Genomic DNA, 16,254 nt, shown 5'->3' with positions numbered 1-16,254 from the left:
GCACGAGTCCTCGTACGGGAGCAGGGCACGGGAAGCGTGCCGCCATTGGCCGTACCGGAGTCGGCTGCCTGGGCGCGGAGTCTGCTCAACGACGGCTGGGCGGCGGTGTTCCTGCCCGGCGAGCCTGCCCGCCTCGGCCGGCTGCTGCTATGGCAGCCCGACGGGGCAGCAGCCGCGGACGGCATGGTGCCTGCGGGCGTCTTGACCAAGGCGGTGGAGCTGGCGCTGCCGCACGGCCGCTGGGTCAGACGGCGCAAGGCTGAGGGTTACGCGCTGCCCGTCGCCCTCGCCGTTGCCGCCCTGGCCGGGGCACAGCCACCGAACCCGTCCGCCGCCGCCTGGCAGGCCGCCGCCCGCTTCGCGCTCCGGCTGCTCGCCGACGGCCGTCTCCACCCGGCCCTCACCCCCGCCGGCTACGACACCTGGCAGGCGGGCCCGTTCACCGCTGTCCAGCGGCAGACGCTGGATGCCCTCGCCGCTGCCTTCCCGCCCCACGCCCACTGCCTGCCGCAACCGGGTCCGGCCCCGCTGCGGATTGCGGAACCGGCCGCGCTGGTACGCCGGTTCTGCGACGCGGTGGCCGACGAACTGGTCCGCACCCCCGCCGCTCCGCTCGCCATGGGAGCCCTGCCGTACGCCTGGCGCGAGACGCGTCCCGTGCCCGACCTGCGCGAGTGGGCCGAGGAGACCGCCGACGCGTTCACCGCCGACGTCAGGATCTCGCTGCGGGTGGACGTACCCGCGGAGCGGCGTCGGCAGTTCCGGGCCGTACTGCAGTTGCACGCCGCGGCGGATCCGGCCCTCGTCGTGGAGGCCGCACGGCTGTGGAGCGAACCGGCCGAAGTGGAGCGGTTGCTCGGCCCGCGCGCCGAGACCGAGACACTGCTCGCCCTGCGCCGCGGAGCCCGCGTCTGGCCCCCACTCGACCGGCTGCTGAAGGATGCGGCTCCGGACCAGCTGCGGCTGACCGACGACGAGGCCCTCGACCTGCTGGGCGACGCCACCGACACACTGCGCGCTGCCGGTGTCGACGTGCACTGGCCGCGCGAGCTGGTCAAGGCACTCACCGCGACCGCGGAGATCGGGCAACGCACCGCGCCTGGCTCCAGCGCGGGCGGCATGCTCGACGCCGACAGCCTCCTCGACTTCCGCTGGCAACTCTCGCTGGGCGGCGACCCGCTCACCGAGGCCGAGATGGACGCCCTCGCCGAGGCGCGCCGCCCCCTCGTCCGGCTGCGCGACCAATGGGTGGTCGCCGACCCCAAGCTGGTGGCCCGCGCAAAGCGCCGCCGGATGGAGCCGCTCACTCCCATGGAGGCACTGGGCGCCGCGCTGACCGGCGAGGTGGAGCGGGACGGGGAAACTCTTCACTGTGCGGCGGTGGGGGCGCTCGGCGACCTCGTCGCCCGTATCCGCGACCCCGAATCCCGCACCCCCGCCGCCCAGCCCGCCGCACTGAAGGCCACGCTGCGCGACTACCAGAAGCGGGGCCTGGCCTGGCTGGCCGAGATGTGCGAGCTCGGTCTCGGCGGTTGTCTCGCCGACGACATGGGCCTGGGCAAGACCGTCACCCTGCTCGCTCTGCACCTCCACCGCCAGACCGACCCCGCCACCGCGGGCCCCACGCTCGTCGTCTGCCCCGCCTCACTGCTCGGCAACTGGCAACGCGAGGCGGCCCGGTTCGCGCCGGCCACGCCGGTGCGCCGCTACCACGGCGGCGACCGCCACCTGAAGGACCTGGCCATGGACGAGATCGTGCTGGTCACCTACGGAGTGCTGCGCCGCGACCGGGACGCCCTCGCCGAGAACGCCTGGTCGCTGATCGCCGCCGACGAGGCCCAGCACGTCAAGAACCCCTACGCCGTCACCGCCCGCGAGCTGCGCGCCCTGCCCGCCCGCGCCCGCGTCGCTCTCACCGGCACCCCCGTGGAGAACAACCTCTCCGAACTGTGGGCGCTACTCGACTGGACCACCCCCGGACTCCTCGGACCGCTCACCGCCTTCCGCGAGCGCCATGCGCGCGCGATCGAGTCCGGCGAAGACCCGGAGGTCGCCGAACGGCTGTCCCGGCTCGTCCGCCCGTTCCTGCTGCGCCGCAGGAAGTCCGATCCGGGCATCGCCCCCGAACTGCCCGCCAAGACCGAGACCGACCGTGTCGTTCCCCTGACGGCTGAGCAGGCAACCCTGTACGAGGCGGTGGTCCGCGAAACCATGGCGAAGATCGCAGAAGCCGAGGGCATCGCCCGACGCGGCCTGATCCTGAAGCTCCTCACCGCGCTGAAGCAGATCTGCAACCACCCCGCCCAGTACCTGCGCCAATCCACACCGTTGCAAGGCCGATCCGGCAAGCTCGACCTGCTCGACGAACTGATCGACACCATCACCGCCGAAGGCGAGTCGGTGCTGGTCTTCACCCAGTACAAACAGATGGCGACCCTGCTGGAGAAGCACCTCGCGCAACGAGGCGTCCCCACCCTCTTCCTGCACGGCGGCACCCCCGTCACCGCGCGCGAGGAGATGGTCGATCGCTTCCAGCGCGGCGAGGTGCCGGTGTTCCTGCTCTCCCTCAAAGCCGCAGGCACCGGCCTCAACCTCACCCGCGCCACCCACGTCGTGCACTACGACCGCTGGTGGAACCCGGCCGTCGAGGACCAGGCCACCGACCGCGCCTACCGCATCGGCCAGGACAAACCCGTCCAGATCCACAAACTCCTCGCCGAGGGAACCGTGGAGGACAAGGTGGCGAAGCTCCTCGAATCCAAGCGCGCGCTCGCCGACGCCGTGGTCGGCTCCGGGGAGGCCGCTCTCACCGAACTGTCCGACGACGATCTCGACGAACTCGTCGCCCTGGGGAGGCAGTCATGAGCTCCTCGGTCCCCGGCCCGCGCCGCGCGCCCACCCGCGGCAGGCGTGCTTTCGCCGCGACCTGGTGGGGCCAGGCATGGGTGACGGCCCTGGAGGACTCCACCCTGGACTCGGGGCGCCTGTCCCGCGGACGCACCTACGCCCGCCAGGGCATGGTCGGCCCTGTCACCATCGCCCCCGGCCTGATCAAAGCCGCCGTCCAGGGCAGCATGCCCCGCCCCTACCGCTCCGCGGTCCACCTGCCCGTTCTCACCGACGCCCAGTGGGACACCCTCCTCGACACCGTCGCGGCCCGGGCCGGGCATCTCGCCGCACTCCTCGACGGCGAGATGCCCGCCGAACTCGTGGACGACGCCCGCCACGCCAGCGTCCCCCTGCTCCCGCAGCCCACCGAGCTCGACCCCGAATGCTCCTGCCCCGACTGGGGCTACCCCTGCAAACACGCCGCCGCGCTCTGCTACGCCATCGCCTCCACCATCGACACCGACCCCTTCGCAGTGTTCGCCCTGCGCGGCCGGGGACGGGAGGAGGTCCTCGCCCAGCTGCGCACACGCCGTACAGCCGCCCAGGCGACCTCCGCCCCACCGACCCCAGCAGGCCTCCCGGCCGCCGACGCCTACGCAGCCTGGGCCGCCCTGGCCGAACACACTCCGCCCCTTCCCGAACTCCCCACCCCGGCCCCCCACACCGCCGCACTGTCCGTCGCCCCACCACGCGGCACCGGCCTGTCGGAAACGGACCTCGAACGCCTCATGGCGGACACCGCCGCACGCGCCGCCCGGCTGCTCACGGGCGACACCACCAGCCTGCACCTGTCCCAGTACGAGGACGCGGCACGGATCGCCGCGAGCAACTGCAGCCCCGAGTGGTTCCACGGCCTCATCCAGAACACCGGTGCCAAACCGACCGCGTTCGCCCGCCTCACCCGCGCCTGGCGGTATGGCGGCCCAACCGGCATCACCGTCGCCGAACACCCCCACGCCCCCGACCCGACGGCGATGACAGCCGCCCGCGCCGCCCTGACCGAGGCGCTCACCGAAATGACCCCCACCCCGGTCGCCCTCAGGGCCTGGCGCAACCGCCTCACCCTCACCGACCACCGCATCCAGCTGCGCCTGGGCCCCGACACCCGCTGGTACCCCTACCTCCAGCACGACGACGGCGACTGGTGGCCGGCAGCGCCGGCCGATTTCGACCCCGTCACGGCGCTCACCTCCGTCTGGCAACAGACCGAGAGGTGACACGTACGACAGACCCGAGGCCTGAGAGGCCGGGCCCCAACTCGGTCACGTCCCGGGGGCACAGCTCGTACAGGACCTCTTCGCCGACCTCGGTGATCCGTCGCACCGAGCCGCGCCGGGCCTCGGGCGCGGGCCGCGGAGTGCGAGTCGGCCAGGCCTCCTTGCACAGACACGCGTGGCATGACTGTTTCGCCCTGACGGTGAGGATGTCGTGGAGGACGGGCAACAGGCTTCCGGGCCCCCGGAACCCTCCCTACCCTCCCGGAATCATGGCAACAGAACACGCGCAGCAGCCCCAGCCCACCGCCGGACATTCCCGCAGACGGTTCCTCACGGCCGCCGGCGGCGCGGTCGGCGCGACCGCGTTACGGCCCGGAGCGCGGGCAGCCGCGGCCACGCCCTCCCGCCGGCGCGTCGCCGTCCTCGGCGGCGGCGTCTCCGGGCTCAGCGCCGCCCACGAACTCGCCGAACGCGGCTACGCCGTCACCGTCTACGAGTACCACGACACCCTCGGCGGCAAGGCCCGCTCGATGGACGTCCCCGGCACGGGCGCCGGCGGCCGCAAGCCCCTGCCCGGCGAGCACGGCTTCCGCTTCTTCCCCGGCTTCTACCGGAACCTGCCCGACACGATGCGCCGCATCCCCTTCCCCGGCAACGCCGACGGCGTCCACGGCAACCTCCGCAATGCCACCGAGGAACTGTTCGCCCGCAGCACGGGCCGCCCCGACCTGCACTTCCCGCTGCGCCGGATCACGACCCCGCCGGCGCCCGGCGACATCACCGCGTCCTGGATCCGCGACCAGATCCTGTCCGCCCTGGATGTGGGCACCCGCCTGCCCGCCGACGAGGTCGCCTACTTCGCCGACCGTCTCCTTGTCCACCTCACCAGTTGCGACGCACGCCGCGAGGGCCAGTGGGAGAAGGTCGCCTGGTGGGACTTCATCCGTGCCGGGGAGATGAGCAGGGAGTACCAGACACTCCTCGGCATCGGGCAGACCCGCAACCTCGTCGCCACCCGCGCCGAGGTGGCGTCGACCAGGACCGTCGGCCGCGTCATCATCGAGGCCCTGATCCTGTGGGGCCTGCTCGGCCGCGGGATGGACGGCGACGCCGACATCGACCGCGTCCTGAACGCTCCCACCAGCGAGGCCTGGATCGACCCCTGGGAGGCGCATCTACGCTCGCTCGGCGTCGACTTCGTAACCGGCACGCAGGTACTGGAGGTCGGGTACGAGGGCGGGCGGGTGGCCGGCGTCCGCGTCGGGGCCCGCGACGGCGGCCACGAGCGCACGGTGACCGCCGACCACTACGTCTCCGCAATGCCCGTCGAGCACGCCCGCGCCACCTGGGGCAGGGCCCTGCGCGCCGCCGACCCACAACTCGGCCGGTGCGACGCGCTCAAGACGGACTGGATGACCGGCGTGATGTTCTACCTGCGCACGCCCACACCCGTCGTGCACGGCCACATCAACTGCCTCGACTCACCCTGGTCGGTGACAGCCGTCGGCCAGGCGCAGTTCTGGGACGTACGGGACTTCCACCGCGACTACGGCGACGGGCGGGCCCACGACTGCCTCTCCGCGATCATCTCGGAGTGGGACAAGCCCGGCATCCTGTACGGCAAGACGGCCAAGGAGTGCACCAGGGACGAGATCGTCGCCGAGCTGTGGGCGCAGTTGAAGGACGGGCTGAACGACGCGGGCAAGACCACGCTCAGGGACGAGGACCGCCTCGGCTGGTTCATGGACCCGGCGGTGACGGGCCTGGGCGGCCCTGACCCGCACAACCGCGAACAGCTCCTCATCCACCCCACGGGCACGCTCTATCACCGTCCCTCGGCGCGGACGGCGATCCCGAACTTCTTCCTCGCGGGCGACTATGTCCGCACCGACGTCGACCTCGCGACCATGGAAGGCGCCAACGAGTCCGCACGGCGAGCCGTCAACGCCCTGCTCGACGCGGACCGTTCGAACGCCGAGCGGTGCCGTGTGTGGGAGCTGTATCGGCCGCCGGAGATGGAGCCCCTCAAGCGGATCGACGAGGTGCGCTACCGGCTGGGTCTGCCCAACACCTTCGACCTGGGGTGAGCCGGAAGGGCCGCTGCCCCGGCGAGAGCGGCGGGATCGAATCGACCATGCGAGGACCTCCGCGCTTCGGTGGGTTCTCTCCCCCGCGCCCTCTCCCCGTGCGTCAGCTTCGCGGTGTGTACCAGGGCACCGGACACCGGAGAAGGTCGAGGGTGTGGCGGACGGCTGTGCGGCCAGTCATCGCTGCCCCCGACCTGCCCGCTACACGCGCGCGGCAGCCGGTTCCGGTGCGGCGGCGGGCCCGTGCACACGCCGGACGTCCGCTTTGGTCACCCTCAGGTAGGCGACCACCAGGACGATCAGGGCAAGCAGGACCAGAGTCACGGGCCCGTCGCCGAGGCAGAGGCCTCCGACGGAGCGAGGCTTGCCCAGGCCGTCGGCGATCGACGCGCCGAGGGGACGGGTGATCACGAGATCAGCACCGCGAAAACGGCCGCGGAGGTGAAGTAGCCCAGGTGCGGGGTGAACGCGGTGAAGTCGCCCAGCGCCGTGCCCAGAGCGAAGGTGGCGACGACGGTCGCCCAGTAGAACGCCTCACCGCGGAGGGAGTCGATGGTGTGAATCGACAGGGTGCCCTCGGTTCACCGCCACAACCAGAACACAGCCAGCAGCAGCACCACCCGTGTCCGTGAACTGCTCTACTGGCTCGCGGTCCTGGTCACTTGCGCTCTCGGCACCGCGACCGGCGACTGGACCCTGGATCTGACCGGCCAGACCCCTGGTGTCTCCGTGCTGTTCGCGCCCGGGGTGATCGTCTCGATCGTCTTCGCATGGCGCCTCGGCGCCGACGCGGTGCTCTCCTTCTGGCTGGCCCACATCCTCACTCGCCCGCTCGGCGCCGATCTCGGCGACTGGCTCGGCTCGACCACCGGCGATGGCGGACTGGGCCTTGGTGCCGCGGTGACCAGCGTGATCTTCCTGGCCGCGATCCTCGCTACGGTTCTGTGGCTCACGTTCAGCCGCAGCGATGTCGTCGAGACCTCCGACCCGACCCCACGGGCGGTGCACCCGGCGCGCGAGCGGATCATGCTCGGTTACACGCCGTCGTAGCGGTCGCGACTGCGGCGCTTCTCGTCTGGGCACACCAGCGGCCCGACGCGGCGGCGGCCGGCAAGGACCACACCCCCGCGCCCACGACCGTCCATCTCACCCGAAGCAGGCAACGTCGTCGTTCGAGAGCGAGCCCTCTGGGGCGGGCTGCGCACCGTGGCATTGGACGGCACACATCGCCGGCTGCCGACGGACGCCCATGCCGGATTCCAGCCGCGCAGCTCAGGTACCGGATGCAGTCGGCGAGGAGCCCCGACCCTGGATCGACCATAGACTGAAATTCGAGGGGGTCGCGCTCGCGGACCCTGGAGAGCGCATATGTCACTAGACATCGATTTCACAGCCTTCAGTGACGCCGCGCCGAGCCCGTATCTGGTGCTGGACAAGGACCTGGTGATCCGCTACGTCAACCCGGCATGCCTGGAGATCACCGGGCGAACCAGGGAAGCGCTCATCGGGAAGTACTTCTTCGACGCCCTACCAGGAAACCCCGACGCCCCCGAGGAGGACGCAGAGTACCTGAAGGCATCATTGCTGAAGGTCCTGGAAACCGGGAAGGCGGACAGCGCGGCGCTGCAGCGGTACGACATGTCCGTCCCCGACCGGCCGGACAAGTTCGAGGAGCGGTGGTGGTCGGTAATCCACACCCCGATCCCCGGGCCGGACGGCAGCGTGAAGTGGATCATCCAACGGGCCGACGACGTCACCGCCTTCGTCCACTCGCCCAGGGCGCGTCAGCTCACTGCGCGCGAGAAAGGCATAGCCGCCGAGCTCTATGTGAGAGCGCGCGAGCTACAGCGGCTGAACCAGGAACTGCGCCAAGCCCACGCCCGCGAACGCCAGGTCGCCGTCACCTTGCAGGAAGCCATGCTCGACGACCCTGACCTGCTGCGATTCGAAAACATTGCCGTGCGGTACCTGCCCGCGACCACCTCACTCAACGTGTGCGGCGACTGGTACGACATCGTCGACCTGCCACCCGACCTCTACTCGGTGGCCGTCGGAGACGTCGTCGGCCATGGCCTGCACGCCGCGGCCGTCATGGGCATGCTCCGCAGCGCCCTGAGCGCAGCCATCCGGGCCCTCCCAAGCCCCGCCCAGGCCCTGGAGATCCTCGGTCTGTACGCCCGCTCCATCGAAGGCGCGACGGCCGCAACTGCGGTAAAGGTACTCATCGACCCCCGCACCAGACTGATCATCTACAGCAGCGCCGGGCACCCACCGCCCGTCCTGCTCCACCGCGACGGGACCTGCCACCTGCTGGACCAGGCCACCGATCCGCCGCTCGGCGCCCGCCCGCATCATGTCCCCCGCCCCCAGGCCAGCATGTCCTACACCCGGGGTGACACGCTCGTGCTCTACACCGACGGGCTCATCGAGCGCCGCGACGAGGACATCTATACCGGCCTGGCCCACCTGACCAAAGCCCTGGCCCAGGACACCACCCTCGCCCCTGACCAGCTGGCCGACTCCCTGCTGGCCCGCCTCGGCGTCGCCGACGGCGCCAGCGACGACATAGCCTTGATCGTCATCCGCCTTTAACTTTGAGCGACGAAACTCACGCCGTACGTCACCGTACCCCCTGCGTGCCCGATCGGATGGCGAGTGGCGGGGAGCGAGGGAGAACGTCGGCAATCGTTCCAGGAACGCGCAGGTCAGCGCCTCGCCAGCTCCGCCCTGATGCGCATACGCCGCCTTTCACACTGGTGCTGTGTGTCACCCCGAAGCCGTGTGCCCGGGCAGTCCGCGCAATTGACGTGCTCCCTGGCCTGAAGTCCGGAGACTCCGGCCTGGGGCGTCTGACCCTTCCGGGGGCTTACTGCCTCACCGCGCTGAGCAGGCACGTGTGCCCGTCTTACCAGCGCTCCACAGGCGTTTCGCGTCTCCACCCGTCCGGCGGCGACGATCCGGCGTCCCTCGAAGGGGATGTGGTCGCGGTCGTGCACGGTGCCGCGCTCCCCGCACATCCACTTCCGGACGTGGAGGGACTCGGGGCCGTCCCGGAGTCCGCAGGGCGAGCAGACCTGAGAGGACGGGAAAGCAGGGTCCACCTTGGCGAAGGTGCGGCCGTGCCTGACCCCCTCGTACTCCAGCATGCGACGCACGCGGACCGTCCCGCGTCCTGCACGGACTTGGCGAGCCCGGTGCAGCCGAGGCCGACACCGGGAGGTCTTCCACGTACACCGCATGGTTGTAGCGGATGAGGCGGTGCCCTGTTGCCGATCTCGCTCCGGGAGAGGGTCGGGTGCGAGAGGGGTCGGTCCCGGGTCCTGGGGTGTGGCCAGGGTGGCGGGGCGGGTGGCCCCGTTCTCTTGTGGCTACGACGAACGGACCTGTAGCAGCATCCACTCACTGACCTCACGGCCCGGGACCCGCCACAGACGTCAGACAAGCGCGGCCCGCCGCCACCCGTGGCTCCGGTCAGCGTGTGCTGCAGGACGCTTGAGGACCATCGCAGGGCGTGTCCCGCGGACGCATCTACTGCGTCAGCGCTGTGTAGCCCCGCCCCGTCCATGACGACGCCGGCGGTTTCCGCCGGGGCCGCGGCGCTTGAGCCCGGCGTCCGGCGCGTCGACGGATCCGAACGCCGACGGCGCGCTGAACCCGCCAGGAACCACGGACCTCACGACGGACGACTGCGCTTGCCCAGGCTCTCGCAGGTCTTTCTGCGCCGAGGCCGCGCCTGGAGCAGCATGGCCGACGATCCGGGCGTGCGTCATGAGCGACGCGCAGCAAGCGCAGACCTCGGACAAGGTCCACAGCTGTCCGACCGCCGGATTGTGACGCAGTACCAGGACGACATTGCCGGCGCAGGGGACCTGGGTGTCTTCGTGGGCGGTGCACTGCTGCTGCCGGCAGGCGCAGGCGGCGTCCGGTCGCACGCTGGCCGCGCGGGCGTGAGCGGTGGCGTGGGCTTCAGCGAAACGGCGCAACGCCGCCACGTCCCGCGAGCGGGACGGCATGCTGCACGAGGACGAGCAGGTCACGGACGCGGTGCGGTCACTGTGACCGGTCATCCGAATCGTCCAGATGCGGCCGGGGCGACGCGATGAGGGCACTTCCAGGTCCAACGAGTAATCCTTCAAAGTTGAGAGCGGCACGCATCTGCGCACGCCTCCAGTGTGTACCCCCTTCGGTCGTCCGGCGCGACCGGGAAATGCTGCGGCCGCGCCGGACGGGGCAGGAGCCGTCACCACGTGAGCCCAAAGCGCTTCCCCGTAAACGGAGGTGACGCGGTTCAGGTCGTCTGTGGGACAGCGCCGACAGTACCGAAGCGAGTGGCCCAGAGCACCGGTGAGAATGCGGGGGTGTCGCCACCATCAGACGTCGGGATACGGCACCCTTGCCGTGCCGCCCCTCGTTCGACATGGCCTACTCAGGCTGCGAGCCTGCTTGCGAACCCGGTGGCGTCGCGGGGCGTTACACGGAGACGCCTTGAATGTGAACGCCTGTGGCGATAGGCCGGTTCCTCCCGCTGACGCGGGAGGAACCCAAGGAGACAGTCGCCTCCGTCACCGGGCGGACCCCGCGCAACATCACCGGCACGGCGGCCGGGTCATGCCCTGCCGGGTCCCATCCATCGGCCGGTTCAACCTCAGCCGCCGCTCTTTCGTCGGAACGAGCGCTGGCTCGCAGCCGGGCCGTGCGCGCTGCGGACCTTCGACGCATCGGTGTTCGCCGCGCGGGCGGCGGCCTCCGCCTGCAGGCCGCGCTTGCGCGCCAGGGCCTCCCGGAACTTGCCCTTCAGGTCATACTGGCCCTCTTCGTCGGGTGCCAGTGCAGGACTTTCGGCGTCAGCCGACTCCGAACCTTCTTGCGATGGAGACTCTGCGGTCATGGTGACCTCCTGGGTTCGGGCAGTGGGAAGCACAGCTTGTCATGCCAGGCGCCCCGCGGGGCAGGCGCACACGTCCGGCGACGCGTGGCTGTCCGGCGCACCGAGGAGCACAACGGTCAGCCCAGGAGCGTGAGCGAAGCGGCAGGCCGGTGTTCAGGCGGACGGTGAGCTACTGATCGGCCAGGTGTCCGATGCGGCGCAAGCCGTTCAGGAGGCCGCCCAGGGCTTCGACGCTCACCTGATCGTCGTCAGCCCGCACCACCGGACCGCCTCACCCCCTGGTTCTCCCCCAGCGTCGGCATCGCGATCGCCCACAAGCCGCGCACATGGTGCCCCGAGGATCACCGCGGCATTACGCAGAAAGGGACGGTGGATCAACCGGAGGAGAGTCGAGCTGCTGCCGCACGAGCGCGACATCCATGCCCGCCGTCGGTCCTCAGATCGGCGGGCACGTGCCGTACGCGTGGGCGACGGACGGCTTGGCCTAGACCAGAGTTGGCATGTACTCTCCCAGCACCTCAGCACTGCGGCACACCACAGCACGGCTCCCCACGGTCGCGCACCAGGAAGGTCCCCGCATGATGCCCTCCCGTACACAAGTCCGCTTCCCTCTTAGCCTGTTGAGGCTGTTTGCCCTGTTCGCCGTGCTCCTCGGCGTCCAGACAGGACCCGCGTACAGCGCCCACGCCGCCACTCCCTTCAAGGTGATCGCTTTCTACGACGGCACCTACGACGCGGCGCACATCAGCTTCGACCACGAGGCCAACGCGTGGTTCCCACAAGCCGGTGCACAGAACGGTTTCACCTACACCGCGACCACCGACTGGAACCAGCTCAACACCGCGAACCTGGCCAACTACCAGGTCGTCATGTTCCTCGACAACTACCCGCACACCGCCGCACAGCAGTCCGCCTTCCAGACGTACGTCACCAACGGCGGCGGCTTCATCGGCTTCCATGTCTCGGCGTACAACGCCGACACGAGCGACTGGCCCTGGTACCACAACACGTTTCTCGGCACCGGGACGTTCCAGAGCAACTCCTGGGGGCCGACCTCCGAGACGCTGCGGATCGAGGATGCCGGCCACCCGGCGACCGCGGGTCTGTCCGCCACCATCACGTCGTCGGTCAGCGAATGGTACAGCTGGCAGAACGACCTGCGGCAGAACCCGGACATCGACGTCCTGGCCTCGCTGGACCCGTCCACCTTCCCCGTTGGCACCGACCCCAACCAGACGTGGTACAGCGGCTATTACCCGATCGTGTGGTCAAACCGGCACTATCGGATGGTCTACAACAACTTCGGCCACAACGCGATGGACTACTCGACCAACACCACCCTGTCCTCCACGTTCGCGAGCGCCCAGCAGAACCAGCTGCTCCTGCAGGAGATCAAGTGGGCGGCGGGGCAGTCCGGTCCGGTGACCCCACCCTCGAACTCCAAGGGCCCGATTCACGGCTACGGCGGCAAGTGCGTGGACGTCGCGGGCGCGGGCACGGCCAACGGCACGGCCGTCCAGCTCTACGACTGCAACGGCACGGCCGCGCAGAGCTGGACCGTGGGCAGTGCCGGCACACTCACTGCGCTCGGCAAGTGCATGGACGTGACCTCGGCCGGCACCGCCAACGGCACCAAGGTGCAGTTGTACGACTGCAACGGCACCGGTTCCCAAATCTGGCAGCCCGGCGCGAACGGCTCCCTGGTCAATCCGCAGTCGGGCAAGTGCCTCGACGCGACCGGGCCCAGTTCTGCCAACGGCACCCGCCTGCAGATCTGGTCCTGCACCGGAGCGGCCAACCAGAGCTGGACCCTGCCCTCCTGAGCACAAGGAGCCCGGCGGGCGATGAGTATTGCCGGACCCCGGCGAGGCGATGAGCCTTGCCGGGCCCCGGCGACGCCGCTCGGTCGTCAGTTGTGGTCAGGGAAAGGGGAAAGGTGCAGAGTGGATGCACCGGAGGCGTCCAGAGCCTGATGTGCCTGGGTGGATGACGGATGATGGCGGGCTGAGGAGTGTGCGGCACGGGGGTGTCGGGCTGTCCGCGCCAAAGCCATCCGGTCCTCCCGAATGCGAGCCGGTAGTGGCAAACCCCTTGCGCGGCATCGTCGCCGAGTCGTCGAAGGCGTACGAACAGGCCTAAGGCGCTGCCCGTTTGGACACCTTGGTGCAGTCGACCGGCCACTTGGCGGGTACGCAGTTCTCACGGCCTCGCCCACTGGACGCGGCAGCAGTAGGTGTCGCCGCCGAACGCCGCGCGCGGGCGGCTTGCAGCCGACGACCTGACCGCCCGCCACGGCCTGCATGCCTTCTCGGAACGGGCAAGGCGCTCCGCACGCTGACGGCTTTCACGCCCGCCGACTGGGACGACCGGCAGAGCCGGCGGTTCACCTGCCGACCGCCTCCCTACCGCGTACGAAACCGGGCCGCCGGGGCATGCCGGTGCCACGAGAGGGCTCCCCCGGGCCGGGGTGAGCCCTCTCGTGGCACCGGATACACGAAGTTAACTCCCCGGACCCGGGCGTGAGACCGGTCGGGCCGACGATCGCCATACCTGTCAAGCGACAGGTATCCGTCGACCGATCGGAGGTGCGATGATGAGCCGGTCCCAACTCCCCCTTGGGCAGGGCCCTGACGGTGGTGTCACGACCAACCCTGCTCACTTCGGCTACCAGCAGGAACTCCGCCGCGGGGTGGGCGGCTTCGCGTCGTTCGCCGCAGGCTTCTCCTTCGTGTCGATCCTCACGACCGTCTTCCAGCTCTTCGGCCTCGGCTTCGGTCTCGGGGGCGCTGCGTTCTTCTGGACCTGGCCACTGGTCTTCGCGGGCCAGCTGCTGGTCGCACTGTGTTTCGCCGAACTGGCCGCGCGCTGGCCCATATCCGGGGCGATCTACCAGTGGTCGAGCCGACTGGCCGGCACCACGACGGGCTGGTTCGTCGGCTGGATCATGGTCATCGGGCAGATCCTCACGGTCGCGGCTGCCGCGATCGCAGCACAGGCGGTGCTGCCGGGTATCTGGTCCGGGTTCCAGATCGTCGGCGGACCGGAGGCCGATCCGTCGGTGGGTTCTGCGACCGGCGCGCAGAACGCGGTCCTTCTGGGGTGCGCCCTGCTGGTGATCACCACGATGGTGAACATCCTGGGCATCCGCCAGATGGCCGCCGCCACCAGCTTCGGCGTCACGGTCGAGATCATCGGCGTGATCGCACTGGTGCTGGTCCTCTTCTTCCTGCCCGAGCGGGGTCCCCAGGTGGTGGCCCACCCCACCGGCTGGGCAGGCCACGGGAGCTACTTCGGGGCCTTCCTCGCGTCCTCGCTGATGGCCGCGTACGTGATGGTCGGCTTCGACTCGGCGGGCGAGCTGGCGGAGGAGACCCACAGCCCGCGCCGGACCACTCCCCGAACCATCCTGCGGGCGTTGATCACCTCCGGGGTCGGCGGCGCGCTGCTGATCCTCTCGGGGCTGATGGCGGCACGCAGCCTGACCGACGGGAAACTGGCCACCGGCGGCCTCTCCTGGGTGCTCACAGACCGGCTCGGCGAGGTCCTGGGCCGACTGCTGCTGTGCTGCGTGGCGGTCGCGGTGTTCGCCTGCACCCTTGCCGTGCAGACCTCGGGGGCGCGGATGATGTACTCCATGGCGCGCGAAGGCGCCCTGCCGTTCCACCGGCGCCTCGGCGAGGTCTCGGCCCGCACCGGCACGCCGATCACCACGTCGATCGTGGTGGGCATCGGCGCCGCGATCGCGCTCGTGGTCAACATCCGCCAGTCGGCGGTCTTCACCGCCCTGTCCAGCCTCTGCATCGCCCTGCTGTACCTGGCCTATCTGGGCGTGACCATGCCGATGCTGGTCACCCGGATCCGGCACCGGGGCAGCGGCGGGCTCCCGGAGGGCGTCGACGAGAGCGGCCGCCCCCTGTTCTCGCTGGGCCGATGGGGGCTGGCGGTCAACACGCTCGCCGTGCTCTACCAGGCCTGCATGACGGTCAACCTGATCTGGCCCCGCACGGAGATCTACGACCTCACCGGCGGCACGTGGTGGCTGCGGTGGAGCGCCCTGCTCTTCATCGGGCTCAGCCTTGCCGCCGGTGCCGCCTACTTCCTCACCCGCCGACTGCACCGCCGTATCAAGCTGAGGCACGTACCGCACACGCACACCAAGTCGCCCCTCGAGGCCGAGACCGTCGCCGAGCCCGCCTGAGGGCCCGTGTGACGCGAGCAGACGCACTGATGACATACCAACGAAGGGACGACGGGGCATCCATGACCACCGCCGAGAGCTCGACGGCCGAGACGCCGCAGGGCCGGTACCCGACCGGGCAGTCTCCCGCCCGCGCCCGTGATCTGCACCTGACCGACAGTGTCCGCAGTGCCCGCGAAGACGCCCGCGCCCAGGGCGGGCAGGCCGGCGCGTGGATGCCGTACCTTCCGGCGTCCGGCAGCCCGCACTGCCCGCCGGGGGTGGACCCGGCCGCCCTGGTGTGGGCGGAGACGGTGGCACCCGGCGGCTACACGCACAAGGTCCTCGCCCGCGGCACCCGGCTGCGCTTCGACGACCCGAGCGGTGACGCCTGTGCCCACCTGCTGCTCTTCAACGCCCTGGAGCCGGTCGAGCGGCTCAACGTCGCCGACACCCAGAAGGTGCCGTGGCAGGCGTATCTGGGCGAGAACCATCCCCTGCTGTCCGGCGACGGCCGGGTCATGGCCGTGGTCAGCGGTGACTCCTCCGGCCGACACGACGCCTTCTGCGGCACCACCACCGACGCCTGGAACGAGCGCAAGTACGGTGACGCCCGGCCCGAAGGGCCGTCCCCGTCCGGCCGCGGGCTCTTCCTCAAGGCGGCCGCCAAGCACGGTCTGAGCCGGCGCGATCTGCCACCCAGCCTCTCCTTCTTCCAGGGCGTACGCGTCGAGGCGGACGGCGCCCTGGCCTGGCAGGGCAGCGCGGGTGCGGGCACTCATGTCGAACTCGTCGCGGAGATGCCCCTGTTGGTGCTGGTCGCCAATGTCGCCCATCCGCTGGACCCGCGTCCCGGCTACGTCGTCGGTCCGCTGCGCATACACGCCTGGCGCGGTGCCCCGACCGGCCCGGACGAGCCGCGGTTCACCGCCTCGCCCGAACTGCACCGGGCGTACCTGAACACCGTCGACTACTGCGAAGCCCGGGGGCTGTGAC

General features: G+C 70.4%; 12 protein-coding genes and 1 pseudogene. 8 read left to right on the top strand and 5 right to left on the bottom strand.

Annotation, left to right across the window (positions count from 1 at the left end; all coding sequences use genetic code 11):
• Positions 1-45: 45 nt before the first annotated feature.
• Entirely contained in the window at positions 46-2,865 is a 2,820-nt protein-coding gene (locus ACFY2Z_RS17115; protein ID WP_390745111.1) for a DEAD/DEAH box helicase, read from the top strand.
• Positions 2,862-4,106 (top strand): SWIM zinc finger family protein, encoded by a 1,245-nt coding sequence (locus ACFY2Z_RS17110; RefSeq protein ID WP_390744966.1) that lies wholly within the window; start codon positions 2,862-2,864, stop codon positions 4,104-4,106. The genes ACFY2Z_RS17115 and ACFY2Z_RS17110 overlap by 4 nt, the downstream gene beginning before the upstream one ends.
• A gap of 16 nt (positions 4,107-4,122) precedes the next feature.
• Here the strand turns inward: ACFY2Z_RS17110 and ACFY2Z_RS17105 are convergent.
• Positions 4,123-4,288: pseudogene (locus ACFY2Z_RS17105) on the bottom strand (peptide deformylase); the annotation flags it as partial.
• An 87-nt stretch (positions 4,289-4,375) separates the two neighbouring features.
• On the opposite strand from ACFY2Z_RS17105, the gene ACFY2Z_RS17100 reads away from it, so the two are divergent.
• Complete coding sequence (locus ACFY2Z_RS17100) at positions 4,376-6,193, top strand: FAD-dependent oxidoreductase (RefSeq protein WP_390744965.1); 1,818 nt, start codon at positions 4,376-4,378, stop codon at positions 6,191-6,193.
• A 201-nt stretch (positions 6,194-6,394) separates the two neighbouring features.
• On the opposite strand, the gene ACFY2Z_RS17095 is transcribed toward ACFY2Z_RS17100, so the two are convergent.
• Together ACFY2Z_RS17095 and ACFY2Z_RS17090 are read right to left on the bottom strand one after the other, a co-directional pair.
• The gene (locus tag ACFY2Z_RS17095) at positions 6,395-6,604 is read right to left on the bottom strand and encodes a hypothetical protein (RefSeq protein WP_390744964.1); all 210 of its coding nucleotides are present in this window, start codon (positions 6,602-6,604) and stop codon (positions 6,395-6,397) included.
• Positions 6,601-6,678, bottom strand: coding sequence for a hypothetical protein (locus ACFY2Z_RS17090; protein ID WP_390745110.1), 78 nt, complete (start codon positions 6,676-6,678; stop codon positions 6,601-6,603). Before ACFY2Z_RS17090 ends, ACFY2Z_RS17095 begins: the two co-directional genes overlap by 4 nt.
• An 85-nt stretch (positions 6,679-6,763) precedes the next feature.
• On the opposite strand from ACFY2Z_RS17090, the gene ACFY2Z_RS17085 reads away from it, so the two are divergent.
• Together ACFY2Z_RS17085 and ACFY2Z_RS17080 are read left to right on the top strand one after the other, a co-directional pair.
• Positions 6,764-7,243: a hypothetical protein gene (locus tag ACFY2Z_RS17085; protein ID WP_390744963.1), complete on the top strand. Its 480-nt coding sequence runs from the start codon at positions 6,764-6,766 to the stop codon at positions 7,241-7,243.
• Positions 7,244-7,561: 318 nt separating this feature from the next.
• A complete protein-coding gene (locus tag ACFY2Z_RS17080) occupies positions 7,562-8,785 on the top strand; it encodes a PP2C family protein-serine/threonine phosphatase (RefSeq protein WP_390744962.1) in 1,224 nt (407 codons plus the stop codon).
• A gap of 113 nt (positions 8,786-8,898) precedes the next feature.
• Here the strand turns inward: ACFY2Z_RS17080 and ACFY2Z_RS17075 are convergent, their stop codons facing one another.
• Both ACFY2Z_RS17075 and ACFY2Z_RS17070 read right to left on the bottom strand, forming a co-directional pair.
• Entirely contained in the window at positions 8,899-9,339 is a 441-nt protein-coding gene (locus ACFY2Z_RS17075; protein WP_390744961.1) for a zinc ribbon domain-containing protein, read from the bottom strand.
• A 1,499-nt stretch (positions 9,340-10,838) separates the two neighbouring features.
• Entirely contained in the window at positions 10,839-11,081 is a 243-nt protein-coding gene (locus tag ACFY2Z_RS17070; RefSeq protein ID WP_390744960.1) for a DUF5302 domain-containing protein, read from the bottom strand.
• A 578-nt stretch (positions 11,082-11,659) separates the two neighbouring features.
• Between ACFY2Z_RS17070 and ACFY2Z_RS17065 the strand changes: the two genes are divergently transcribed.
• The 3 genes from ACFY2Z_RS17065 to ACFY2Z_RS17055 all read left to right on the top strand — a co-directional run bounded on the left by ACFY2Z_RS17065 (position 11,660) and on the right by ACFY2Z_RS17055 (position 16,253).
• Complete coding sequence (locus ACFY2Z_RS17065) at positions 11,660-12,904, top strand: ThuA domain-containing protein (RefSeq protein WP_390744959.1); 1,245 nt, start codon at positions 11,660-11,662, stop codon at positions 12,902-12,904.
• A 770-nt stretch (positions 12,905-13,674) separates the two neighbouring features.
• Positions 13,675-15,279 (top strand): amino acid permease, encoded by a 1,605-nt coding sequence (locus tag ACFY2Z_RS17060; RefSeq protein ID WP_390744958.1) that lies wholly within the window; start codon positions 13,675-13,677, stop codon positions 15,277-15,279.
• 62 nt (positions 15,280-15,341) lie between these two features.
• Complete coding sequence (locus tag ACFY2Z_RS17055; protein WP_390744957.1) at positions 15,342-16,253, top strand: urea amidolyase associated protein UAAP1; 912 nt, start codon at positions 15,342-15,344, stop codon at positions 16,251-16,253.
• Position 16,254: the final 1 nt, after the last annotated feature.

This window comes from Streptomyces sp. NPDC001222 (assembly GCF_042896945.1).
GTDB classification, from domain to species: domain Bacteria; phylum Actinomycetota; class Actinomycetes; order Streptomycetales; family Streptomycetaceae; genus Streptomyces; species Streptomyces gibsoniae.
Note: the sequence above shows the minus strand (reverse complement) of the source record. Positions and strands in the feature narration are given on the sequence as shown.